Here is a 25,529-nt window from a genome sequence, read left to right as displayed (position 1 = left end):
GATAAAACCCATCTTCGAATAATATATGTTATTTCATCAAATTAAACAAAATAACGAGAAAAAGTATCGTTTTTAAGATATTTAGTTATAAACTTGAATAATATTAAATAATATCGTTCATTATATGAGGTTTTAGTTGAATGCATACTATATGATGTGTAAAATCTAAGCAAGTAGGTTAGAATACTGCTTGCAAATGGCAGTATAAATAATAATTTGAGGTGAATGCATGCTAGATTTTAAGCAATTAGAGATTTGTTTGAAAGAAAAGAGATTCCTAGATGGATTACATGAGATAAATAATGAAATTGCGCATATAAAAGAAACGAAGAAGTTATCATACGTGAAGAAATGGCTTTCTAACGTCTCGTCAGCTAAGGAGTTTGATACATTAATTCGTCTTGCTGATGAAGGTTTGATGCATCAATATAGCTCCTTTTTAATTCGTTATACCTATAAAAAATTCCCAAATATGAGAACGCTCTCTTTATATTGTGATGAATTAATTGATGAGCGTAAAATCCTTGATGCTGAACAATTATTAAAAGATTCTTTGGAAAAGGTAAATGAAGAGGAAACTGATGCGGATGTTTTAACGAAAGCATACTTTACGTTAGTTAGATGTTTGCTAGATATGAAGCGAAATGAAGAGGCCTATGCCTATATGCAAAAGGCGGAAAAGTATAGTACGCGTGCAGTTTTTGATAAATGGGGTTACTTATATATACAGACTGGTGAGTGGGAGAAGGCAGAGGAACAACTTTTATCCGGTCAGCAGCATAAAGATTGTGAAGAGTTAGCTACGTACTTATTGGCGCAATTATATGCATATAAAGGTGAACAGCAGCGAGCGTTACAACTCATTAATGATGCGATTGCAAAGTTTCCTCAAGTACCATATTTCTATTTTGAAAAAGTAAAATATTTATTAGATTTAGAGCGCTATGAAGAAATGTTAGCGGTAATAGATAAAATTAATCATACGCTTCCGCATCATGCATATACAACTTATTTTATACATTTACGTGCAGAAGCATTTTATAAAATGAATAATATTCACGATTTGCAAGCACTATTGAAAAGTGAAAAGAGTTTGAAAAATTCTCTATATCATCATATAGAAAAAAATCCTGATGGAAAAAAGGTTCGTTTACCGATAGTTCCGGTTGTACAAAAGGATAACTATTGCGTTCCGACAAGTTTGGAAATGATGTTAGGGGTATGGGGAGAAAAACGTACGCAAGATGAAATTGCTCAACATATTTTTGATGTAACAGGTTCTAAGTTTTCAGATACAGTTACATATATAGAAGAGCAAGGTTACGAATATCGTTATTTTCAAGGGAATGAGGAAAATTATAAGAGATTACTCAATCAAGGTATTCCCGTTTTATTAAGTATAGATATTGAGCATGCTTCCCATGTACAAGTGCTTTCTGGTTATGACGATGTACTGCAAGCTTTTTATATTCAAGATCCGAATTTCTTGGAACCGATTCTTGTGGAATATGATAAGTTGCAAGAAAAATATCGTTATACAGATTGTTTAGCTATTACGTTTATACCAAAAGATAGAATGGAACAACTTTCATTTTTAAATGAGGAAGAACACACTTATTATAAAACAATCTTTTCTCTTACAGATCATTTAGGTGAGCAAGATAAAGAGGGAATTGAAAAGCTAGTACTATTTTTAAAAGAAACAAGTGAAAATCCAAATACTTGGTTATATACGATTAAACATTTAGATGCTGAAGTAGATAAAGATTTTATTCAGTTTTGTATAGAAAAATTAATGAAAAATTTTCCGAGCTCTGACTTTGTGAAATTGCATAGTGCACAGTGTTTTATTCGTCTGCAGGATATGGAAAAAGCAGGACAGATGCTTCAAAGTGTGGAGAAGAAAAGCAATCAAGCGTTGTATCATTTTATAAATGGACGTTATTCTTTTGAGCAAGATAATTATGCAGAATCGATTGCTAGTTTTCGTTCATCATTACAATTGGATGCAGATCAACCAGTTGCGTGGAGTTTCTTAGCATTATCATACATGTATATGGATCAATCCGAAAAGGGGCTTGAGTATTCTCTAACAGCTATAGAACGTAGCCCGGAAAGGTTTACACTTGTAAATCACGGTTTAATTTTAATAGATTTAGAACGATATGAAGAAGCATATGGATTCTTTAATGATTTATTAAAAGAATATAAATATGAAGCGCACATATGGTATGAACGTGCAAGATGTGCTCAGTATTTAGGGAAAGTGTATTTGGCGGTAAAAGGACTTAAAGTGGCGATTCAATTAGATAAAACAGCAGCCTATTTATATACGAAGCTTTCGGAAATCTATGAATCGGATTTGGATGATGAGAAAAATACGAAGGGAATTCTATTACAAGGAATTCAAAATTGTGAAGATCAGGCGTCTTTATATGTTCGTTTAGGAGATTTTCATTTTCAAAATGATGAACTTGAAGAAGCGGAAACTATATATAAGCGTTCTTTAGAAGAAAATAATGAAGATGTATATTCTCATTTCGGTTTAATTCAAGTTTATATGGCAAAGGAACAATATAAGGATGCAAAAAACTATATTGTCAGTATTAATAAGAAATTTGAAGACAATCAAGATTTCCTTATGAATGCTGGTATGGTGCTATGGGATGCTGAAATGGCATTAGGTGAGGATGAAAAAGAGTTAAAACTTGCACTTTCTAAATTAGAGAACGGTATACGAAGTGTATACGCTAATATAGCGAGCGTGTTGGATGAGTATGTAAATCGAATAAAAGACACAGCTTTTGTGCAACGAGGTATAGCATTTTTAAGAACGTTAGAAAAAGAAAAAGAGGATGTAATTGAATACGGTTGTTACGCAGGTGTTTTATATGAATCTATTGGACAGTATGATCAGGCGATAAAACGGTATAATGATGCACTTAAGAAAAAACAAGATTCATTGCCGTATTTCCGCATCGGTGAAACATTCATGGCGTTAGGGCAATTTCAAGAAGCAAAGCATGCGTATGAAACATGTTTAGAAATGGATAAGAACTTCTTAGGTGTACATTTGCAGCTTGCTGAAATATACGAAAAAGAAGAGAATCGTTCCAAAGAACAAAAGCATATGGTCCAGGCGATGAAAGAAGAACCAATGCATATAAATATGGAATATTTAGCGCAGCTTTCAGTAGAAATGAATCTTCAGGAAGAATTGCTAGTTGAACTAGAAAAATTGGAGGAAGAAGCTCCTGAAACATGGCGTTTAGATGCGATTGCATACGTGTTTGGCGCGATGAATGACATAGATAAAGAAAAAGAATATATCGAATGCGCAATGAAAATAGATGAAGCGCATGTGGAAGTACTATATCATTATGCGAAATTGCTAGTTAAAAAGCAGAGTGCAGAAGCAATCGAAGTTGCGCTGAAAGTAATGCATAAAGATTTGGAAAGTGAACGTATTTTTGGTGTGTACGTAAAAGCAATGGAGCAACATAAAAAATTATCCCAAATACGAGACGTACTTCATACGCTAAAGGTGAAAAAAGCAGAAAGAAGTACAGCGTTTATGTATGCAGCTACTGCGGTTGCCGAAAGATTAGTAGAAAGACAGCAAAATGAGCAACCGAAAAAATCTATATTTACAAGAGCATTTTATCGCATGAAAAATCGTGCGAAGGAAATTTCAATGATTACAGTTGTTATCGATTTATTTGAAATCTCCTTAAAGTTAAATCCGAAAAATAGTATGGCAGCGCAGCGTTTCGCAATATTTTATGAGAATGCGGCGATGAATAAAGAAGCTATAGAGGTTTTACAAACATCGTTAGAAAATAAGTGGGATTATGATGTAGCGAAGCAACTTGTAAATCTTTTCATTGAGTGTGAAGAAGAAGATATGTTACGAGACGCTTTTGAATTAACGAAACAAATGGTTCGAGAGCTACCGGATGATTATGATACTCTTCTTTTACAAGCGAATGTATTATGTAAGCTAGGCGAAGAAAGAAAAGCCGAAAAAATTCACTTGCAATTAATTGAGAAAACGCCATTTGTAAGTAGAGGATTCCTTGCTTTAGCAGAAATATATCAAAGTCAAGAGAGAATTGAGGACTCGATTCAGTTATTAGAAGACGCTTCTGTACATCATCCAAATGAAACAGCAATTCTTCTTGCTTTAGCATCTTCGTATCATAGAGCTGGGCAAACGACAAAGGCAGAAAAAATAACAAGTGAAATATTAGCAATTGATGCTACTGACTTGCTAGCAAGATACGATCATGCTTGTTATTTAACATTATTAAACAGAAATGAAGAGGCAAGAGATGAACTTGAAATTGTGCTTCGTGAAGATGAAACAGGATTTTTCGCTGAACTTGCAGAGGAAGAAGAAGATTTAGCAGGATTGCGAGAATTTGAAAAGTGATTGTATAAGAATAGAGAAAAAGGGTATAAATAAAAATATATTTCGAATTAGTTGACAATTAATTGTTTAATGGCATAAAATAACTTTTAATAAAGTATACAAATCTGAAGACGAGAAAGAGTAAAATAGTGAGCTGTTCTCCAGAGAGCCGGTGTATTGCTGAAAACCGGTGTGCAGACGTTATTTGAAAATCATCTCCGAGGAGCCGTGGCTGAATAAAGTAAGCTCGGACGGATGTCTACCGTTACAAAGAACGCGTATATTAGTACGTTGCTAAGTGCTATTAGTGAAAAGCTAATAGAATTAGGGTGGTAACGCGGGTAAACCCGTCCCTACTTCATAGGGGCGGGTTTTTTGTGTGCTTTTAAAACATTCAAAGGAGTGATTGTACATGAAGAAAGTAGATGTAAAAGAGTCAGCTGTAGGGAGAGAAACACGTATTCGTAAGCAGTGGAACGAACAGGGCATTTTTGAACAATCAATTCAGAATAGAGAAGGCGCACAATCGTTTGTGTTTTATGAAGGACCACCAACGGCGAACGGTTTACCACACGTCGGCCATGCACTTGGTCGGGCAATTAAAGATTTAGTAGCAAGATATAAAACGATGGCTGGATATAAAGTGTTAAGAAAAGCTGGCTGGGATACACATGGATTACCTGTAGAATTAGGCGTTGAAAAACAACTTGGTATTTCAGGTAAGCATGAGATTGAAGAGTACGGCATTGAGCCATTTATTCAAAAGTGTAAAGAGAGTGTATTCACATATGAGAAGCAGTGGCGTGAATTTACGGAGAGCATTGGATATTGGGTAGATATGGATGATCCATACGTTACTCTAGAGAATCCATATATCGAAAGTGTATGGAATATTTTAGGGACGATTCATGAAAAAGGCTTGTTATATAAAGGGCATAGAGTTTCACCGTACTGTCCAAGCTGTCAAACATCGCTTAGTTCACATGAAGTTGCACAAGGATATAAAACAGTGAAAGATTTAAGCGCAACGGTTAAGTTTAAAGTAAAAGATAGTGAAAATGAATATTTCCTTGGATGGACGACAACGCCGTGGACACTTCCAGCGAATGTTGCACTTGCCGTACATCCAAATATGGAATACGTTAAAGCGAAACAAGAAGGGTATGTATACATTGTTGCGAAAGAGCGTGTACAAGAAGTATTAAAAGAAAACTATGAAGTAGTATCCGTTCACAAAGGCGAAGAATTAGTAAACACATCTTATACAGCACCGTTTCCGATGAAGGAAGTTACAAATGGGTACCACGTAATTGCAGCAGATTTTGTAACAGCAGATAGTGGTACAGGACTCGTTCATATCGCTCCAGCATATGGGGAGGACGATTATAAAGTCGTTCAAAGTGAAGGATTGTCGTTCTTACATGTTGTAGATGAGAAAGGTGAGTATACGGATGCAGTACCATTTCTTAAAGGTAAGTTTGTAAAAGATTGTGACGTTGATATCGTTCGTTATTTAGCGAAAGAAGGGTTACTATATCATAAAGAAAAATATGAACATAGCTATCCGCATTGCTGGCGCTGTGATTCACCATTACTTTATTATGCAGGAGAAAGCTGGTTAATCCGAACAACTGAGATTAAAGAAACATTTTTACGAAATAATGATTCTGTTAAGTGGTATCCAGACCATATGAAGCATGGACGGTTTGGTAAGTTTTTAGAAAACATGGTGGACTGGAATATTAGCCGGAATAGATATTGGGGAACACCTTTAAACGTATGGGAATGTGAAAGCTGCGATCATCAATTCGCACCGAAAAGCATTGCCGAATTAAGAAAGCATAGTACGAAAGAAACACCTGAAGATTTAGAATTGCATAAGCCGTATGTAGATGAAGTGCAAGTTTGCTGCGAAAAATGCGGAAGTACAATGAATCGTACACCAGAAGTAATCGATGTTTGGTTTGATAGTGGTTCCATGCCGTTTGCACAATATCATTATCCATTTGAAAATAAAGAGTTATTTGAAGAACAGTTTCCAGCAGATGTAATTGCAGAAGGAATTGATCAAACACGCGGCTGGTTTTATAGTTTATTAGCAGTATCCGCACTATATACAGGAAAAGTACCTTATAAACGAGTGTTATCACTAGGGCATGTTCTAGACGAGGAAGGACAGAAAATGTCTAAAAGTAAAGGAAATGCACTAGATCCAGTTGATTTAGTAAATCAGTTTGGTGCAGATGCTTTAAGATGGGCTCTACTTGTTGACAGTGCTCCGTGGAATGCAAAGCGTTTTTCTGAAAGAACAGTACTGGAAGCAAAATCTAAATTTGTAGATACGTTAGTCAATGTATATAGCTTCTACGTTTTATATGCAAATTTAGATGAGTATAATCCAGAAGAAAAGTATGAAGTTAAACGTACGAAATTAGATGAATGGGTATTATCAAGATTGCATAGCACAACGAAAAAAGTGAGAACAGCACTTGATGATTATCAATTTACGAATGCAGCTCGTGAAATCGCGGCGCTTGTAGATGAAGTGAGTAACTGGTACGTAAGACGATCACGTAATCGTTTCTGGGAATCTGGTATGAATCCTGAAAAAGCAGCTGCGTATGAAACGCTTCATGAAGTGCTTGTAACAATTAGTAAATTAATCGCACCATTTACACCGTTTGTAGCTGAGGATATTCATCTGAATTTAGAAGGAAGCAGCGTTCATTTAGCAGATTATCCGGTTGTAAACGAATCACTTATCCAGCCTGAGTTAGAAGCAGAAATGGATGCTGTTTTACAAGTTGTTGAACTTGGAAGAAGTAATCGTAATCAACATTCATTAAAAGTAAAACAGCCGTTAGCAGAACTTGTATTACTAGCGCATAATGAAAATGATATGGATTGGGAATCTTATCGTGATATCATCATGGATGAGCTAAATGTAAAAGCGTTCCATGTTGAACTCGATGAAACGAAATACACGTCCTATCAATTAAAGCTGAATTTTAAAACGGCTGGGCCGAAGTTTGGTAAAAGTGTGAATGCAGTAAATGGCTGGCTAAAACAATTATCAAAAGAAGAAGTACAACACTTTGTATCTACAGAAAGAGCAGTTTACGAAGTAGCACCAGGAGAAGAAGTAGTTGTAACAGCTGAAGATGTATTAGTAGAGAAAGTTGCGAAATCAGGATTTTCAAATACGACTAACGGTCAATATACGGTAATGTTAGATACGAATGTAACGGAAGAATTGTTACAAGAAGGAGTAGCACGTGAATTTATTCGTGCAGTTCAAGAATATCGTAAGCAGTTGAATTTACCAGTTAATTTACGAGTGGATGTAATTCTTGATACAGAAGAAGAACTACAGCAAACGTTAACGAATCATAAAGATTTATTGGAAGAAAACTTACTCGTCAAGCAATTTACATTTGGTCACTTAACGAATGAGGACGATGAACTTTCTTTAGGTGAGACAAAGATCCGAATTAAATTAAACGCGGCTAATTAAAGAAAAAAGGAAGTTGGAATCATTCCAACTTCCTTTTTTGTATGAAGATAAATTAATCAGTTATTTTCCGCATAATCCATTCGATAGGTCCTCTAGAAAAGTTCCTTCGCCATAATACGCTAAATAAAATACCGAAAATGAAAAATGCAGTAGCAAATAATAAAACGAAAAGTAGTGTTTGATGTTCCATACGATTTAATACAATCAATGCGCCAATACCGATAAATACATGACTTACATAATGCGTTAATGTTAATTGTCCTGTTTGTATAATGGAAGTAACAAACCAATTATTTTCATATTTTTCAGCAATGTAGAGGCAAATTATTAATATAGCAATAGCAGATCCTGTAGCGGATGCGACGTATAATATATTGGGCAAAATGGGTCCTGTGTTAAACAAAAATGTAGAGGCTGCTTCACCAATGTATGGGATAAAAAGGTTTGTTAACCCTTTTGATAATAGCTCTATAATTACGGTTACTGTTAAACCCAGTAAGAACAACCAATGTCTAATTTTCCTATTATGAAGATCTAACCTGCCAATTATCATACCGATTAAGAAGAAAGAAAACCATGGGAAAATAGGGTGATAGCCATTAAAAAATAAGTTGCGAAGAAAACCTGTTAAGGTCCAAAAGTCTATATAGTTTATAAATGGGATTGTGCCTCCCCATCCTTCGAAGGCGTTGAAAGTAAGTTGGAGATATTGTGCAGCAAGTAAAATAATGATAGAAAGCCATATTAGTATAGTTCTTCGTACAGTAATTAGTAATGCAGCGATGAAAAGGTAAACGCCGTAGTAGTGTAAAATATCACCCGTCCATTCCATTACATACAATAATAATCCTAAAATAAATAAGAATAGTGATCGTTTCCAAATCAATATTCGGCTGGTATTGATTTTTATTTTCTCTTGGCTAGCAACAGATGATTTAGTCATTAAAGTTATGCCAATCCCAGCAAGTATAACAAACAAGGCAGAAGCTCTACCTTCAAAAAGTGTCATAAAGGTTTTTAACAGAGGAGGTCCATTTCCTTCCGCCCCTGTTATCACCATGAAATTAACTAGTAACATTCCAAACATTGCCCACGCTCTAGCAAAATCTAAGCCGATAATGCGCTTTTTTGTATTCACTTCAATCCCTGCTTTCAAAAATGCTATTTACAGCTTCAATCCATATTTGTTTATAATCCATATCTAAATGTAACATCATAAAATTCCCAATATTATCAAGAACTAATGCTAACATATGAGCTTTTGAAACTAGATTTTTATTTTGAATGAGTTGAAGTTCATTTGCTTTTGTTAGGAGTGATTCAAATCCGTTTAAATATTCTGTTTGTACAGTTAGTAATCGATCTTTGTACATATCGTTTCTTGAAGATAGTAATACATAATCTTGTAATACACGATTAAAATAAGGATCTTTCTGTTGTTCGTCTATCATTTTAAAGCCAATTTCAACACATTTCTCAATGAAATTCTCTTTCGTAAATTCTTCTGTATGAAAGAATGAGGAGAACTGCATCGCTGCACATAATTCATTAAAAATACTTTCAATTAATGCATCTTTAGATTTAAAGTAATAATAAATAGATGGCTTGGCAATACCAACTTCTTCAGCAATCATTGTATAGGTCGTTTTGGCAATGCCGTGACCGGCAAATAGTCGATAACTTGCTTCGACTATGGAAGAGAGTGTTTCTTCACTTTTGCTCATGATAAGTCCTCCTAATAAAAAAGGTTACATAAATCGTATCATTCATTAATATTATTTTCAACCTATCGTTAGGTAAAAAATAACTTATTTTTTTACACATTACTTTAAAAAGCATAATGTAAAGAAATTTACAAAAGAAATATATTTCTACAGTATTTTTCTCGGTTTACACATAAATATTGAGAAAATTTCACTTACCCAAAATGTAAAGGTAATAGAATTGTTTGTATAGAATTACTCGTAGATTCACTTTATTTCGTTACTTGTGGACAGTAATAGCCTTATAGGAATGGGGTAAAGGGTTCAATTTATTAGGGGGAGTGGTTTTATGTTAAACAAAAAAATGGTGGCAATGGCAATGACTGTACCATTAGTAATGGGGACAATTTCCACAGTTTCAGCATTGGAAAAACAACAGCAAGTAAAGCTAGAAGCTTATTCACTACAGAAAAAAGCAATTGAATATTTAAAAGGACATGCTACGGAATATGGATTGAAGGCAGACCTTTCAGACTTACAATATATTGCTACAACAGAAACATCAGTAGCTTCATATGTTAGGTTCCAACAAGTGGTCAATGGTGCGCCTGTATTTTCAAAACAAATTACAGTTACTCTTAACGGAGAGGGAAAAGGCTTACTTGCGGTTTCTGATTATCAGCCTGTTACAGGTGTGAAGGAAGTTACGAAAAAAATTAGTGAAAAAGATGCAGAACAAAAATCGATGGCGTATGTTGGAGGAGAAAGTGAGCAAAACTTATGGGCTCCTACAGAAAAAGAATTCGGATATATTGTTGAAGAGGGAGTCGCTATTCCTGTATATAAAGTGTTAGTCCATTCTAATAATCCATTCGGTGCATGGGAAACATTCATTGATGCGGAAAATGGAAAGTTAATTAAAAAAGTTGATATAAACCGAAAAGCAGAAGGAACAGGAAAAGTATTTTTACCTAACCCTGTCGTATCTAGTGGAAGTTTAGCAGGGTTAAAAGATAATAATGATGCAGATTCAACAGCATTAACGAATCAATTGAAAACTGTTACGTTAAAAGGTTTAGATGGTACAGGATTTTTAATTGGTGAGTATGTTACGATTTCTTCAAAAGCGAAGACGAAATCTACAAACTTACAATTTAACTATACACGTGCAAATGATAGTTTTGAAGATGTTATGTCATATTATCATATTGATACATTACAGCGTTACATTCAAGGATTAGGCTTTCAAAATATTAATAAACGTTCGATTAAAGTGAATGTAAATGGTACAACTGACGATAATTCATTCTATTCTCCATCAACGAAAGCTTTAACTTTCGGTACTGGCGGAGTAGATGATGCAGAAGATGCTGGCATTATTGCGCATGAATATGGTCATTCTATTCAAGATAATCAAGTGCCAGGCTTCGGAAGTTCACCAGAAGGTGGAGCGATGGGAGAAGGATTTGGAGACTTCTTAGGTGCTACTTATGAAGATGCAGTATCGACAACAGGATACGGGAAAGCATGTATTGGAGAATGGGATGCGGCTGCTTATTCTAGTTCAGATCCGACGTGCTTACGCCGATTAGATACGAATAAAGTATACCCGAAAGATATAACGAATGAAGTGCATAATGATGGGGAAATTTGGGCTCAAGGTCAATACGAAATGGCGCAATCTTTTGGACGTGATGTAGCAACGAAAATTATTTTACAATCACATTGGTCATTAACGCCAAATGCGAAATTCCGTGATGGAGCGAAAGCGATTAAGCAAGCAGATGCTCTTTTATACGGCGGACAACATGCCGCGGAAATCGATCGAATTTGGACAGCGAGAGGAATTAGTACGAATTAATATAAAAAGTCGTGGCGTTTAAAAGCCACGACTTTTTATTTGCTTAAGAACTGGTACTGGAAAATTTATTGGTAGCGGTAATAATATACATATACAGATAAGTTCACTTTACTGCTTCTTTAAAAACAAAATGCTCTTTAAATTTTCTAGATTCAACTTTTTGACCGTTTCTCATGGAGCGGAAAGGATGTTCTTGCCACGTAATGATCACGTCAACCTTATCTGATTTTGTAGAAACTGGAAAATTAGCATGTTCAAATCCAGTTTTTCCACTTGCTAGACGACCTTCTTTTAGAGAAAAGAGTCCGTATTTTGTTTTCATATTTGGTTCATTGCGGAAGACTTCAACTTGTACGTTATATACTTCGTTTTCTCCAACATTCTTTACTGAAAATTGATATGTTTGAAATTTATCTTTTTTAGCTTGAAGCATATTTTCACTTGTTTTTTTCGGTTCATCAATATTCACTTGCCATTGATCAGAGTTTTGAGAGATTGGTAAAGATTTTGGTGAATAGGCGTATGTTTCATTAACTACAACTAAGCATAATAATAGGAGAAAGAAACTAATTGTTTTTTTCATATAAACACCTCGCTACAAAATTTTTATTAATATGCGTAAATGAAACGGAGTTTATGTAATAAAATGGAAAAAGGTGATACTTTGATTCAAATGAATTTGAAAAAACTTGAAGAGGTAGTAGATGGAGAAGGATTACAAGAATCGTTTCATCATATAGAAATACATGGTGTCTGCATAGATTCCAAAAACATTAAAGAAGGAAATTTATTCGTTCCAATCATTAGGGTGAAGGATGGACATGGTTATGTGAAAGAAGCAATGGATAATGGAGCTGTCGCTTCATTATGGAAAAAGTCTTACGGTAATCCGCCAAAAGGGATACCAATTATATTTGTAGATGACACTTTGTTTGCTTTGCAACAATTGGCGCAATTTTATCGAAAAGGGCTAGATGTAAAAGTAATCGGAATTACTGGTAGTAATGGCAAGACAACGGTAAAAGATATAATAAGCACGATTTTAAGTACAACTCATCGTGTGCATAAAACAAAGGGCAATTTTAATAGTCAAATCGGTTTGCCGTTAACAATTTTAGAAATGAAACGAGATACAGAGTTTTTAATACTTGAAATGGGAATGAGTGAGAAAGGACAAATTCGAAATTTATCACAAATAGCACAGCCAGATGTAGCGATAATTACAATGATTGGACAGTCTCACTTAGAAACACTTGGATCAAGAGAAGAGATTTCGAAGGCTAAATTAGAAATTATAGACGGATTAAAAGAGGAAGGATTGCTCTTATATAATGGTGATGAGGCGTTACTTTCTCGAAAAAATAATGTACTAGTTCTAGAATGTAAGTCATTTGGTGAAAAGGATACAAATGATTTGTTTCCAACAAACGTGCAATTAGATGAATATGGTGTTCATTTTAAATTAAATGATTCAAAAATACAGTATGATGTCCCCTTACATGGAAAACATAATATTTTAAATACGATTGTTGGAATCGCTGTAGGTCAATTTTACAATGTCCCTACAGAAAAAATACAGGATGCATTGAGGCAAATAAATATTACTCATATGCGCTTTCAATTTTTAACTGCTAAAACAGGTTTTACGATTATTAATGATGCATGGAATGCCAGTCCATCTTCAATGAAGGCTGCAATTGAAACGTTAGAGAAGTTAAATGCTTATGAGAAAAAAATCATTGTCATTGGGGATATGTTGGAGTTAGGGAAGGAAGCTGAAACTTATCATAGAGAAATTGGTAAAATGTTAAATCAAGAGAATATTTCATATGTGTTTACTTATGGAGAGATGGCAGAAATAGTGGCGGAAGAAGCAAGAAAGAAATATGATACAGGAAAAGTACAGTCATATAATAATAAAGCTAAGATAGCAGAGGAAGTATTGAAAATTATAACGAAAAAGGATGTCGTATTATTGAAAGGCCTCGTGGAATGGCTTTAGAGGAGATTGTGCAAAATTGGATATGAAAAATCAGAATATATTTTAAAAAAGCTTGCGTTTTATAAAATAAAGAGATAGAATACTCTGCAAATATAAAAAGTGATGATTAGGAAAAGTACATGATGCAGGGGTCTACAGAGAGCAATCGATTGCTGGGAAGATTGCGATACCGCATGATGGAAAGACACCTGTGAGTGTTGCTTTGAACGTGATAATTAGTAAAAGCAAACGGTACCTACCGTTATCAGGGCTAAGATGGTCATTATGACAATTTGGGTGGTACCGCGGAAAAATCCGTCCCTATTTATAGGGGCGGATTTTTGTATTCTTTGAAAGGAGGTGAGTGACCGTGGATGACGACGATGACAACAATAATGTAAATAAAAATAAAACTATTGGAGGGAAATGTAATGGATCAAATAATGAAGCGTTCACTCACACGAGAATGTACGGAACATGGCGGGAAGGTTGTATTACTACAAGGATGGGTAAAAAAGATTCGTCATCTAGGGAATGTTAGTTTTTTATTATTAAGGGACCGAACGGGAGTTATTCAATGTGTATTAGAAAACGAGTTAGCCGGATACAAAGTTGATGTTGAAAGTGTGGTCCAAATAATTGGAGAAATAGTAGAGACACCGAAAACAGAATTAGGTGTTGAAATACTTGCACATGAAGTGAAAGTACTAAATGGAGCAGAATCACTCCCATTTGAAATAAATAAAAAAAAGTTACAAGTTGGCCTAGATCAATTATTGAATGAGCGAGTATTATCGTTAAGACATGAGCGAATCGCGGCGATATTTAAAGTGAAATCTATACTCGTTCAGAGCTTTAGTGAATTTCTGATAGAGAACGATTTCACACGTATATTTACTCCGAAAATTGTTTCGCAGGGGGCAGAAGGAGGCGCGAATGTTTTTAAACTTCCATATTTCCAAAAAGAAGCGTATTTAGCTCAATCACCACAGTTTTATAAACAAATGATGGTAGCCGGAGGACTCGAACGTGTTTTTGAAATTGCTCCTGTGTACCGGGCTGAACATCATAACTCTTCAAGACATTTAAATGAATATATATCGTTAGATGTAGAACTTGGATTTATTCATGATTTTCATGAAGTAATGCAATTAGAAACGGATGTTTTACGATATATGTTTCAACAAGTAGCAAAAAACTGTGAAAAAGAATTACAACTACTACAAATAGAAGTACCTGTCATTACAGAAATTCCTAAAATCACATTGGCAGAAGCGCAAGAAATTTTGAAAATGAAGTATCGGAAAGAATCTCCTGAAGGGGATTTAGATACAGAAGGTGAAAAGTTACTAGGGAAATATGTGAAAGAAACATATAATAGTGAATTTGTATTCATTACACATTATCCGAAAGAAGCGAGACCGATGTATACGATACCGAATAAAGAAAATCCAACTATTACTGATTCATTCGATTTATTATATAAAGGATTAGAAATTACATCAGGTGCACAGCGAATTCATAACTATGACATGTTACTTGCTTCTTTTAAAGAAAAAGGATTACATCCAGAGAAATTTCAATCTTATTTAAATACATTCCGATACGGTTGTCCACCACATGGTGGTTTTGGGATAGGATTAGAAAGGGTTGTATATAAACTTTTAGAATTAACAAACGTCCGAGAGGCGAGTGCTTTTCCGAGAGATTGTACACGTCTTATACCATAAAAAAGCATCTTCGCCATTATCGCGAAGATGCTTTTTTACTGTTCTTTCATTTTTACATTGAAAGTTTATAAAAATCCTTTTCGACAAAAAAATAATATATCCCTTGACAGTTATAAATATAACCGATATACTTCATATTAATTTCAAAAGAAAATATATTCTAAATATTAAAATGTGTTGAATAGGAGTAGTAAGGTCATGTATTTGTGCAGAGAGCTATGGGTTGGTGCGACATAGTCAAATGACATCCTGAACTCGCCTAGGAGCAGTAAGGTGGAACGGAATCACATTCTTAGTAAATCTTAACGGTTAACCTTCGATATTAGGTTTGTAATCAAACGATTACTACTAAGGTGGATTCATAATGGAATCAATAAGGGTGGTACCGCGTTAAGTAAATGGCTTAGCGTCTCTTTATATAGAGACGTTGGGCCATTTTTTTATTTTATAGAAAAAGAAATGGAGGTTTTATTCAGATTGATCAATAATATTTATTTATTGATATAAAATGATTTTAACAGGAGGAAAATAGGATGAAACAGACGGAGCAATGGACTTCGAAATTAGGTTTTATAATGGCAGCAGCAGGATCAGCAATTGGACTTGGCGCAATATGGAAATTTCCTTATATCGCTGGGAAGAGCGGGGGAGGAGCATTCTTTTTAATTTTTATATTATTTACTGTATTAATTGGATTACCGCTACTTATAGCTGAATTTATGATTGGACGCAGTACACAGAAACAAGCAGTTGGAGCATTTAAGAGTATCGCACCAAATACAGGATGGCACTGGATTGGACGTCTTGGCGTTGGAACTTGTTTTATATTACTTTCATTTTATAGCGTTGTAGGTGGATGGGTTTTAATATATTTTTTCAGGGGAGTAACAGGACAGCTTATTACTCCGGGACAAAATTACGGTTCGTTATTTACTGAAACAATTGGAAATCCGCTTTGGGCTATTACTGGACATTTCGCTTTTATGTTCATTACGATATGGGTTGTATCAAAAGGTGTACAAAACGGAATTGAAAAAGCAAGTAAATATATGCTACCAGCATTGTTCGTTTTATTTGTCGCTCTTATTATTCGTTCATTAACACTGGATAATGCGATGCAAGGCGTGAAGTTTTTCTTACAACCAGATTTCTCGAAGATTACTTCAGAAAGTATTTTATTCGCAATGGGCCAATCATTCTTTGCGATTAGTATAGGGATTTCGATTATGGTTACGTATAGCTCGTATTTAAATAAAAAAGAAAGTTTACCAAAATCAGCAGTTACGATTGTCGGATTGAATTTATTCGTTTCTTTATTTGCAGGTCTTGCTATATTTCCAGCAGTATTTTCATTAGGAATGGAGCCGACAGAGGGGCCGGGCTTACTATTTATTGTATTGCCATCTGTATTTAGCCAAATTCCATTCGGAGGATTGTTCTTAACTGTATTTCTTGCGCTATTTACATTTGCCACATTAACCTCGGCATTTTCTCTACTAGAGACGGTTGTTTCAGCATTAGCAAATGGTGAACAAGAAAGAAGAGCTAAACTTTCATGGATCATCGGTTTCTGCATTTTCCTAGTAGGTATACCATCTGCCTTATCATTTGGAGTATGGAGTGATATTACGATTTTTGGGAAGAATATTTTTGATGCAGTAGACTTCTTATCTAGTAATATATTAATGCCGCTTGGAGCGCTATTCATTAGTATTTTCGTATCATTCAAGATGGAAAAGAAAGTGCTAGAAGCTGAATTTTTTGTAGGTGGAAATTACGGAAAGAAAGTATTTACTTGCTGGGCATTTTTACTTCGGTTTGTAGCACCACTTGCAATAATTATTGTCTTTTTAAATGTAATAGGGATTATTTAATATTAAATGTTATAATATTCGGTAAAAAAGAAGGTGATGATCATAAAAACGAATTTGATTGAAGTTGGGAAATATATGAACATTAGAGGGAAAAAGCTATACGTTGAAACACATGGAAGTCCTAAAAATAAACCAGTATTATTTTTACACGGTGGTCCAGGTGAAAGCTGTTATGATTTTTCATTTCATCAAGCGGAACGATTAAAAGATTCCTTATATGTAATTATGATAGATCAAAGAGGAGTTTGTCGATCAGAAGGAATTACTGAGGAAGAATCTTTTGGATTAAATGATTTAGTTGAAGACTGTGAGGAAATAAGAAAACTACTACAAATTGAGAAATGGTCTGTAATCGGGCACTCTTTCGGTGGATATGTAGCATTGTTATATGCAAGGGCGTATCCAAATTCAATAGAGAAAATAATATTTGAAGGTCCGACTTTCGATTTTGCATTAACAAGTAGGGCTCTATTACAAAAGACAGGAACGTTATTAAAAAAGTATGGAAAAGAAGCGGCAGCAGAAGACTGCTTTGCTTATTCATCTAATAATGCTAGTTCAGAAGAGTTGTTAGAAGCTTATATAAGATTAAGTGCTGAATTAGAAGAAAAAAGAATGGAGATTTACAATTATAAAAAAGATGAGACAGACGATAGTTTATATAGTGATGAAGAGTGGGAAGTATTTTCAAATCGCTCCAAAATTCATTTTGATAGATTAAAATTAGAGGGAGCATGTCATACGTCATTATTATCTAAAATAAAAGATATACAAAATCCAATGTTATTAATTGTAGGAAAATACGATGTAGTAACGTGTGAAAGACAAATTGAAATATTTAATAATGATGCTTCAAATGGGAAGTATATTGTATTCGGAGAAAGTGGTCATTCACCGCATTATGAAGAAGCAGAGAGATTCGCAGAAACAATCATTCATTTTTTGAAATAAAAAAGAAAGGTGCTTCTAATAATGAGAAGCACCCTTTTTAAATTTCGGGATAAGTGATTGTAATGTTAGGCCATTTGCTTTGCCATTTCTTTTGATTAACTCTTTTGTTGTACATATGTATTCGTTCTTTCGTTTCAAGAAAATGAGGTGTAGGTTTCACTTGTAATGAAAGTACATCTTCTATTCCGCATGGGGATGTTAATATGACTTTGTTTTGTTCGTCCAAAGAAACACCAAGAGCGGTTGCTGTTTCAGGAAATTTAGAAATAGCATCAACAGAAGAAGAGTATGGTGGCATTCCATTCACTACATGCATGCGAGTTTGATTTTTTACTGACCAAGGGATAGAGGCATCCATATTCGCCAGCTTCTGTTTTAATGATTGTTCGTACGCCTCATCTTTATGTAATGGATCATAATAAATGACATCGACATCTGGCGTAGCCGTTCTTACTTCGTAGTTATGTAAAGTATCCCAAATTTTAGAACGGACAAACCCAGCGCAAATCCACCAATCAGGTAGCTCTAGTGATTTTGCCATTTGTAATACATTCATCATCCACGGATCATTTTGGATCAATTGAATAATATCTTGTTCGGTTTTAATAGTCATTTGATAGTACACCTACTTTTTTTAGAGAGTGAATTAATTCATAAGCTTAATAATCCATGTAATCCAGTAAGCACCTGGTATGAATAATAGTTGCGCTAATAATGTACCGAGAAGTCTAGAAATCATGAGCCAACCATACATCTTACTCATTGCTTCAGAACCTTCTTCTGATTGAAGAGCCCGTTCTGTTAAAAGAGCAATACGTGGATCTAGTAAAACGGTTAATAAAATAGTAGCAAAACCATTAACAAGACCAGAAGCTGTAGTAGCCTTTGTTGCATAAGTCGGATTTAAAAAAGAAGCATATAGTGCGGAAAGAACACCAGCTGTATAAATGGCAGTGGCAAACATATTAATAAGCATAATTCGCTTCGGAATTCCGCCAATACGCATTCGATGAATCATCTCAAACTTTGGAAAGCGTACATATTTTTTTGTGTACTTTAATTTTTGAATGTTATTCGTCTTCATCATTCGAATGAATGAACCATCTGTTTCAAAGTTTTGAATGACGTATCCAAATAGCTTTGTCAAAGTTGGATAGAGTATAATCGCGAGCAATGTACCGACAGAAGCAGATAATAGAACGAGCCGTATAATATGCTCTAAATCAATAGAAGAATCTAGCTTTGCTTCATCGACAATACCACCAATTAAAAAAGCTTGTAGTAAGTTAGATGTTCTTGAAATAAGTAGTACCATTCCTACGATGGATAAGGCAACGACAATCTTTTTTAAACGGACACCAGCTAATCGAATACTATAAGAGCTAGTTTCAACTGCGTGGATAACAATTGTGAAAGCCATTATAAAAATTAACGTAATTGACATGTGATTCACCAGTTTCTATTAAATTAAGTATAACTTTTTCACTTTATCATATCTTTTGTGATTTTGTAACTGAAAGTATAAGGGTTAGAAAAAGTAATTCTCTGAAAAGTTAGATAGTGATAGTGTAGTAAAGGGGTAAGTAGGAGAATGGCCTTAATGGGGTACATATAAAATCAGTGGGGGAATTAAATATGTATACAACATTTCTATTTGATTTAGATGGAACATTAACTGATCCGAAAGAAGGGATAATCAATGCTGTTCTATACGTGTTAGAAAAAATGGGGATTGAAGAAGTGAATATAAGTGAGTTAGATTCATTTATCGGTCCACCAATTCAACAATCTTTTGCAGATAGATATAATATGAATGAAATAGAAGTAGAACGAGCGGTGTTTTACTTTCGGGAATATTTAAAGCAAAGTGGTTTATTAGAGAATAAAGTATACGATGGAATTACAGCCCTATTGCAAGAATTAAAGGATGCTGGCAATCGTTTGTTTGTAGCAACTTCAAAGCCTACTGTATTTGCGAAACAAGTAATAGAGCACTTTCAGTTAACATCTTTTTTTGAAGAGATTGTTGGGAGTAATTTAGATGGGACAAGAATAAAAAAGGAAGAAATAATTGCTCATATTTTACAAACAAATGAAGAACTCAAAAAAGAAGAAATGGTGATGATTGGTGATAGAAAGCATGACGTAATCGGTGCGAACAGTAACGGAATTGCTTCAATAGGTGTATTGTATGGATATGGTAGTGAGATTGAATTGAGTGATGCTGGGGCGATTCATATAGTGAAAGATGTCGAAGAGTTACAAAGCTTTTGTATAGAGAATAGTACGATAAAACTATAGAAATAGAACCTAGAAATCCCTTTATAACATATGACGATGAAATCGTTTTTGTTTAAAGGGATTTTACATATGTAATCGAATACTATAATTAGACAATTTTAGCATGAAAAATTTGTAATAAAGTAAAACTTTAATTAGTGGAAGTTTTGTCCATCCGGCACTGATTATCAGCCCTCACCAATCGGGCTGTTACGAGCAGTTGATATCCCGCCTAGCTTCTGCACATTTGCTGAATTTTAAGGTGGGAGTCTTACTGCCCGCAAATAGCGGGATAAAAAGAGGAGGAATGTCATGAAATAAAAGGGTTCGAAATACGAGTAAAAGTTCGTCATAAAAAGATTGAATTTTCAGTTTAAAAGGAGGGTTATAATTGGAGCTAGTTATTATTTTATTGGCACTTAGTTTACTCATGTTTGTAGCATATAAAGGATTTTCTGTAATATTATTCGCACCGATTTTTGCATTATTTGCGGTATTTTTGACAGAGCCTAGTTTTGTATTACCTTTCTTTTCAAATATTTTTATGGAGAAAATGGTAGGATTTATCAAATTATATTTCCCAGTGTTTTTACTTGGAGCAATATTTGGGAAAGTAGTAGAAATGTCAGGAATCGCTGATTCCATCGCAAAGACGATTGTAGAGTTAGTTGGAGAAAAACGTACAATTTTAGCAATCGTTTTAATGGGAGCTATTTTAACGTATAGCGGTGTTAGTGTGTATGTAGTGGTGTTCGCTATATTTCCGTTTGCGGCGAAGTTGTTTCGACAAGCGGATATTCCAAAGCGTTTAATCCCTGGCACAATCGTTCTTGGAGCAGCAACATTTACAATGGATGCGCTTCCTGGATCACCACAAATTCAAAATGTAATACCTACAACTTTTTTTAAAACTGATATTTATGCAGCACCGATACTTGGTATTTTAGGCGCAATTTTTGTTTTAACGTTAGGTTTACTTTATTTAGAGAGTAAGCGTAAGAAGGCAAAAGCAGCAGGAGAAGGGTATTTTGGTTTTAACGATGGAAATTCTGAAATGGCAGCATCTTTGCAATTAGAACAAAAAGATATGCCGATATTAAGCGGTATTGAAATTACAAGAGTACAGCAAGTAATTGCGTTTGTACCACTTATTTTAGTAGGTGTAATGAATAAAGTTTTCACAATCATGATACCAAAGTGGTATCCAGATGGTTTTGATTTCTCAGCTATTGGTATGAAAGCATTTGGAAAAGTTGAATTAAGTGCGGTAGTTGGGATTTGGTCTGTAGAATTGGCACTTATTATAGGGATTTTATCAACGCTTTTATTATATTGGAAACGAGTAGTAACTGGATTTCAAGCTGGATTGAATACAAGTATTGGTGGAGCGCTACTTGCAACAATGAATACAGGCGCGGAGTTTGGATTTGGTGGTGTTATTGCAGCACTTCCAGGCTTTGCAATTATGAGAGATAGCATCTCTGCAACTTTCACGAATCCATTAGTAAATGGGGCAGTAACGACGAATATTTTAGCTGGAATTACAGGTTCAGCATCAGGCGGAATGGGAATTGTGTTAAGTGCGATGGGGGATAAATTTATTGCAGCGGCCAATCAATATGATATTCCATTAGAAGTTATGCACCGCATTGTATCAATGGCATCAGGCGGAATGGATACATTACCACATAATGGTGCAATTATTACTATTCTAACGGTAACAGGATTAACACATAAACAGTCATATAAAGATATATTTGCTATTACAATTTTGAAAACGATTGCTGTATTTGCAGTCATCGCATTCTATACTTTAACAGGGATCTATTAATACTAGTTAATATATGAAAAGAAAATATTTATTAGATTGATATTTTACATAATAAAATATTTATTGTAACTATTCAGTCACTCTATGAAAAATCGGCAGAAAAGTTTTTTAAGTTGGTCGAGAGAGGACCTGGCTATTTATAGGAGCGGTCAGGGCCTTACCTGCCACGCGCAAAGTTTTAAAACAAAGTATAGTTAATAAGGGGGCTTATTTTAACTGGAATAATAGACTTTATCAAACTCCTGAATGAAATGCATGGCTGAGTAGTTGCAAATATTTATTATAGATAGAAGGGGTGGAGTACTTGCAAGAAGTTGCTGAGTTTCGTATGCCGAAGTCTGTATTATATGGAAGAAATTCGTTTGAAAAACTAGGGGATCAATCAAGAAAGTTAGGGAAAAGGGCTTTTATTGTCAGTGATACAATTATGGAGAGTTTCGGTTATGTTGAAAGGTGTGTGGATCACTTAAATGCGAAAGGGATTACTGTTATTACGTACAATGAAGTAAACACTGAGCCTACAAATTTACACGTATTGGAAGCGTTATCTATTTGTAAAGAAGGAAAATGCGATTTTATCATAGGTATTGGAGGAGGAAGCTGTATTGATGCTGCGAAAGCAGTAGCGGTGTTATATACAAATGGTGGAGAAATTGAAGATTACGTCCAAAAGGATATAGAAATAGAATACAATCCACTACCGCTAATCGCAATCCCGACGACTTCTGGTACTGGATCGGAAGTAACAAGTGTAGCAGTAATTACAAATAAAAAAACAGATGTGAAAATGATGATAAAACATCCAAGCTTTATCCCTCATGTTGCTATAATAGACCCGATTTTTACAAGTTCGGTACCACCTCATATTACTGCAGCAACGGGAGTAGATGCATTATGCCATGCAATTGAAGCTTATATTTCTAAAGTTTCACAACCTCTTACAGATGTTCTTGCTCTTTCAGCTATTGAAAGCATTATGAAATATTTACGTATCGCATATGAAGATGGAGATAATATGGAAGCAAGGGAAGCAATGATGATTGCTTCATTACAAGCTGGGATTGCTTTTTCAAATGCATCTGTTACATTAGTGCATGGTATGTCCCGTCCAGTGGGAGCATTATTCCATGTACCACATGGAATATCGAATGCAATACTATTACCTACAGTTTTAGAGTTTACAAAAATGAGTGCAATAAAAAGGTTAGCAGAAGTAGGACGTAGCTTAAACAAAGATTTGTATTCTCATTCTGATGAAGAAGTAGCGAACTACACGATTGCTGAAATTAAGAAACTTTGTTTTGATCTTCGTATTCCTAATTTAAGAGAATACGGAATTGACGAAGTTGAATTTGAAAATGCTATTTCTAAAATGGCGAAAGATGCAATTGCAAGTGGTAGCCCAGGAAATAATCCACGAGTTCCTTCTTATGATGAAATAAAAGAGCTCTATCGAAAATGCTTTGATTATAAATATGAGTCTACTACAAGGGTTATTTTCTGAATATTCTTTAATTATTTCCGTGGAAATGAAAAATAACTTTTTAATGGTTATAAAATTATTGATTATATTTCAGTATAACATTATTTATTGTGTATAAATTACAGTATGAATTACACGTTTTAAAATTTTATTTTGAAGGAGAATATATGAAATTAATAGGTCTTATTGGCGGAATGAGCTGGGAGTCATCTACTGAGTATTACAAAATGATAAATGAAGAAGTAAAAATGAGATTGGGTGGATTACATTCAGCGAAATGTCTGCTTTATAGTGTTGACTTTGAAGAAATTGAGCGATATCAATCTGAAGGGGATTGGAATAAAGCGGGAGAAGTATTAGGAAATGCAGCTTCTTCTTTGGAGAAGGGTGGTGCTGCTTTTATAATAATTTGTACAAATACAATGCATAAAGTTATTAAGCATATAAAAAATAGAATCAGTATTCCAATATTACATATTGCTGATGCAACAGCGAAGGAAATACAACAACATGGAATTCAATCAGTTGGTCTACTGGGGACAAAATACACAATGGAGCAGGATTTCTATAAATTACGTATAGAAGAAAATGATATAAAAGTAATCGTACCAACAGAAGAAGATAGAGAGAGAATAAATAAAATAATATATAACGAATTATGTTTAGGAAAATAAACCCACAATCAAGGAAGTATTTTAAAAATGTAATGGAAGATTTGGCGCAAAGAGGAGCAAAAGGCATAATATTAGGTTGTACGGAAATAGGACTATTAGTAAAACAGGAAGATTCAGTAGTTCATTTATTTGATACAGCCCGGATACACGCAATTGAAGCTGTGAATATGTCTTTAAAAAGTGAAGATAATTTTATTATGTAAACAACAATCGTATGTGTGGAAAACATTCAGAAAATATCTTATAATGTAAGTGGTTACATTTAAGGGGGAATGCGGATGTTTTCAGTTCAGCCAATCGCATTTGTACATAATGAAAGAAAGGAAATAAAAGATGATGAGTGGGGAGAAGTAAGATCTTATATTACTTTAACTGATATGTATACAGAGGAAAGTATACAAGGGATTGAAGATTTTTCTCATATTGAAGTTTTCTTTTATTTTCATAAAGTAACTGATGAACAAATTCAATATTTTGCTAGACATCCTAGAAATAATAATGATTATCCTAAAGTAGGCATTTTTGCACAGCGCGGGAAAAATCGTCCGAATCGCATAGGAGCAACAATTGTAAAGGTGATCAAAAGAGAAGGTAAATCAATTATTGTTGAGGGGCTAGATGCTATTGATGGCACCCCTATACTGGATATAAAGCCGATAATGAAAGAGTTTATGCCGAAAGAAGAAATTCTACAGCCTAAATGGGTAACGGATATTATGAAACAATATTGGAAGGGGAATAAAACAAAATGAGAATATATGAGGCAACAATTGCAGATTTAGATGGACTAGCATCTGTTTTTAATAACTATCGCGTATTTTATCGACAAGATTCCGATATTGAAGGAGCAAAAGTATTTTTACGAAATCGAATCGAGAGAAAAGAATCCATTATTTTCGTGGCAGTTGAAGATGGAGAATATATCGGGTTCACGCAACTATATCCATCATTTTCTTCTATTTCGATGAAAGAGTTATGGATTTTAAATGATCTGTTTGTACAAAAGGCGAAGCGCGGAGCCGGAACAGGTAAAAAATTGTTAGAGGCCGCAAAAGAATTCGCATTAGAAAATGGTGCAAAAGGTGTAAAATTACAAACAGAGATTGATAATTTATCAGCACAGCGATTATATGCTGAAAATGGATATTTAAGAGATAATCGTTATTTCCATTATGAATTAACTTTTTGAAATATATATAGTTAAATGAGACGTTTTCAAAATGAAGACGTCTCATT

Annotated in this window: 16 protein-coding genes, 2 pseudogenes and 3 other annotated features; of the genes and pseudogenes, 13 read left to right on the top strand and 5 right to left on the bottom strand. The window is 34.4% G+C overall.

Features of this window, described 5'->3' with window-relative positions; genetic code table 11:
- Nucleotides 1–229 precede the first annotated feature (229 nt).
- Both B5P42_RS15130 and ileS read left to right on the top strand, forming a co-directional pair.
- Nucleotides 230–4,432 (top strand): bacteriocin-processing peptidase family protein, encoded by a 4,203-nt coding sequence (locus tag B5P42_RS15130; protein ID WP_113734555.1) that lies wholly within the window; start codon nt 230–232, stop codon nt 4,430–4,432.
- Nucleotides 4,433–4,530: 98 nt separating this feature from the next.
- Nucleotides 4,531–4,769 (top strand) — a binding site (T-box leader).
- 54 nt (nt 4,770–4,823) lie between these two features.
- Nucleotides 4,824–7,925, top strand: coding sequence for an isoleucine--tRNA ligase (gene ileS, locus B5P42_RS15125; RefSeq protein WP_113734554.1), 3,102 nt, complete (start codon nt 4,824–4,826; stop codon nt 7,923–7,925).
- 52 nt (nt 7,926–7,977) lie between these two features.
- Here the strand turns inward: ileS and B5P42_RS15120 are convergent, their stop codons facing one another.
- On the bottom strand, nt 7,978–9,063 hold the full coding sequence (locus B5P42_RS15120; protein WP_113734553.1) for a DUF418 domain-containing protein: 1,086 nt from the start codon (nt 9,061–9,063) through the stop codon (nt 7,978–7,980).
- A gap of 1 nt (nt 9,064) precedes the next feature.
- Entirely contained in the window at nt 9,065–9,649 is a 585-nt protein-coding gene (locus B5P42_RS15115; protein WP_113734552.1) for a TetR/AcrR family transcriptional regulator, read from the bottom strand.
- A gap of 328 nt (nt 9,650–9,977) precedes the next feature.
- Here B5P42_RS15115 and B5P42_RS15110 point away from each other — a divergent pair, with 328 nt between their 5' ends.
- Complete coding sequence (locus B5P42_RS15110) at nt 9,978–11,489, top strand: M36 family metallopeptidase (protein WP_113734551.1); 1,512 nt, start codon at nt 9,978–9,980, stop codon at nt 11,487–11,489.
- Between the two features lie 103 nt (nt 11,490–11,592).
- Here the strand turns inward: B5P42_RS15110 and B5P42_RS15105 are convergent, their stop codons facing one another.
- Nucleotides 11,593–12,072: a hypothetical protein gene (locus B5P42_RS15105; RefSeq protein WP_113734550.1), complete on the bottom strand. Its 480-nt coding sequence runs from the start codon at nt 12,070–12,072 to the stop codon at nt 11,593–11,595.
- Nucleotides 12,073–12,135: 63 nt separating this feature from the next.
- Between B5P42_RS15105 and B5P42_RS15100 the strand changes: the two are divergent.
- The 4 genes and pseudogenes from B5P42_RS15100 to B5P42_RS15085 all read left to right on the top strand — a co-directional run bounded on the left by B5P42_RS15100 (nt 12,136) and on the right by B5P42_RS15085 (nt 18,025).
- A pseudogene (locus B5P42_RS15100) lies at nt 12,136–13,517 on the top strand (UDP-N-acetylmuramoyl-tripeptide--D-alanyl-D-alanine ligase).
- Between the two features lie 67 nt (nt 13,518–13,584).
- Nucleotides 13,585–13,796: a binding site (T-box leader), on the top strand.
- Nucleotides 13,797–13,901: 105 nt separating this feature from the next.
- The gene (gene aspS / locus B5P42_RS15095) at nt 13,902–15,200 is read left to right on the top strand and encodes an aspartate--tRNA(Asn) ligase (protein WP_002127176.1); all 1,299 of its coding nucleotides are present in this window, start codon (nt 13,902–13,904) and stop codon (nt 15,198–15,200) included.
- Nucleotides 15,201–15,368: 168 nt separating this feature from the next.
- Nucleotides 15,369–15,617 (top strand) — a binding site (T-box leader).
- A 116-nt stretch (nt 15,618–15,733) separates the two neighbouring features.
- The gene (locus B5P42_RS15090) at nt 15,734–17,074 is read left to right on the top strand and encodes a sodium-dependent transporter (RefSeq protein ID WP_002165897.1); all 1,341 of its coding nucleotides are present in this window, start codon (nt 15,734–15,736) and stop codon (nt 17,072–17,074) included.
- Nucleotides 17,075–17,110: 36 nt separating this feature from the next.
- Nucleotides 17,111–18,025, top strand: coding sequence for an alpha/beta fold hydrolase (locus tag B5P42_RS15085; RefSeq protein ID WP_113734549.1), 915 nt, complete (start codon nt 17,111–17,113; stop codon nt 18,023–18,025).
- A gap of 37 nt (nt 18,026–18,062) precedes the next feature.
- On the opposite strand, the gene B5P42_RS15080 is transcribed toward B5P42_RS15085, so the two are convergent.
- Together B5P42_RS15080 and B5P42_RS15075 are read right to left on the bottom strand one after the other, a co-directional pair.
- On the bottom strand, nt 18,063–18,638 hold the full coding sequence (locus tag B5P42_RS15080; RefSeq protein ID WP_113734548.1) for a nucleotidyltransferase family protein: 576 nt from the start codon (nt 18,636–18,638) through the stop codon (nt 18,063–18,065).
- Between the two features lie 33 nt (nt 18,639–18,671).
- Entirely contained in the window at nt 18,672–19,469 is a 798-nt protein-coding gene (locus B5P42_RS15075; protein WP_113734547.1) for a lipid II flippase family protein, read from the bottom strand.
- Nucleotides 19,470–19,660: 191 nt separating this feature from the next.
- Here B5P42_RS15075 and B5P42_RS15070 point away from each other — a divergent pair, with 191 nt between their 5' ends.
- The 6 genes and pseudogenes from B5P42_RS15070 (at nt 19,661) to B5P42_RS15040 (ending at nt 25,482) form a co-directional block, all read left to right on the top strand.
- Nucleotides 19,661–20,326, top strand: a complete 666-nt coding sequence (locus B5P42_RS15070) for an HAD family hydrolase (protein ID WP_088292691.1) — start codon at nt 19,661–19,663, stop codon at nt 20,324–20,326.
- Between the two features lie 370 nt (nt 20,327–20,696).
- Nucleotides 20,697–22,136: a GntP family permease gene (locus B5P42_RS15060; protein ID WP_033709030.1), complete on the top strand. Its 1,440-nt coding sequence runs from the start codon at nt 20,697–20,699 to the stop codon at nt 22,134–22,136.
- A 304-nt stretch (nt 22,137–22,440) separates the two neighbouring features.
- Nucleotides 22,441–23,640: an iron-containing alcohol dehydrogenase gene (locus tag B5P42_RS15055; protein ID WP_113734545.1), complete on the top strand. Its 1,200-nt coding sequence runs from the start codon at nt 22,441–22,443 to the stop codon at nt 23,638–23,640.
- Between the two features lie 146 nt (nt 23,641–23,786).
- A pseudogene (locus B5P42_RS15050) lies at nt 23,787–24,496 on the top strand (aspartate/glutamate racemase family protein).
- A gap of 75 nt (nt 24,497–24,571) precedes the next feature.
- Nucleotides 24,572–25,045: an SAM-dependent methyltransferase gene (locus tag B5P42_RS15045; RefSeq protein WP_107887458.1), complete on the top strand. Its 474-nt coding sequence runs from the start codon at nt 24,572–24,574 to the stop codon at nt 25,043–25,045.
- Nucleotides 25,042–25,482: a GNAT family N-acetyltransferase gene (locus tag B5P42_RS15040; protein WP_002085894.1), complete on the top strand. Its 441-nt coding sequence runs from the start codon at nt 25,042–25,044 to the stop codon at nt 25,480–25,482. The genes B5P42_RS15045 and B5P42_RS15040 overlap by 4 nt, the downstream gene beginning before the upstream one ends.
- Nucleotides 25,483–25,529: the final 47 nt, after the last annotated feature.

Origin of the sequence: Bacillus sp. SRB_331 (assembly GCF_003264175.1) — a bacterium.
In the GTDB taxonomy this organism is placed as follows: Bacteria; Bacillota; Bacilli; order Bacillales; family Bacillaceae_G; genus Bacillus_A; species Bacillus_A mycoides.
This window is presented reverse-complemented; position numbering and strand designations above follow the sequence as displayed.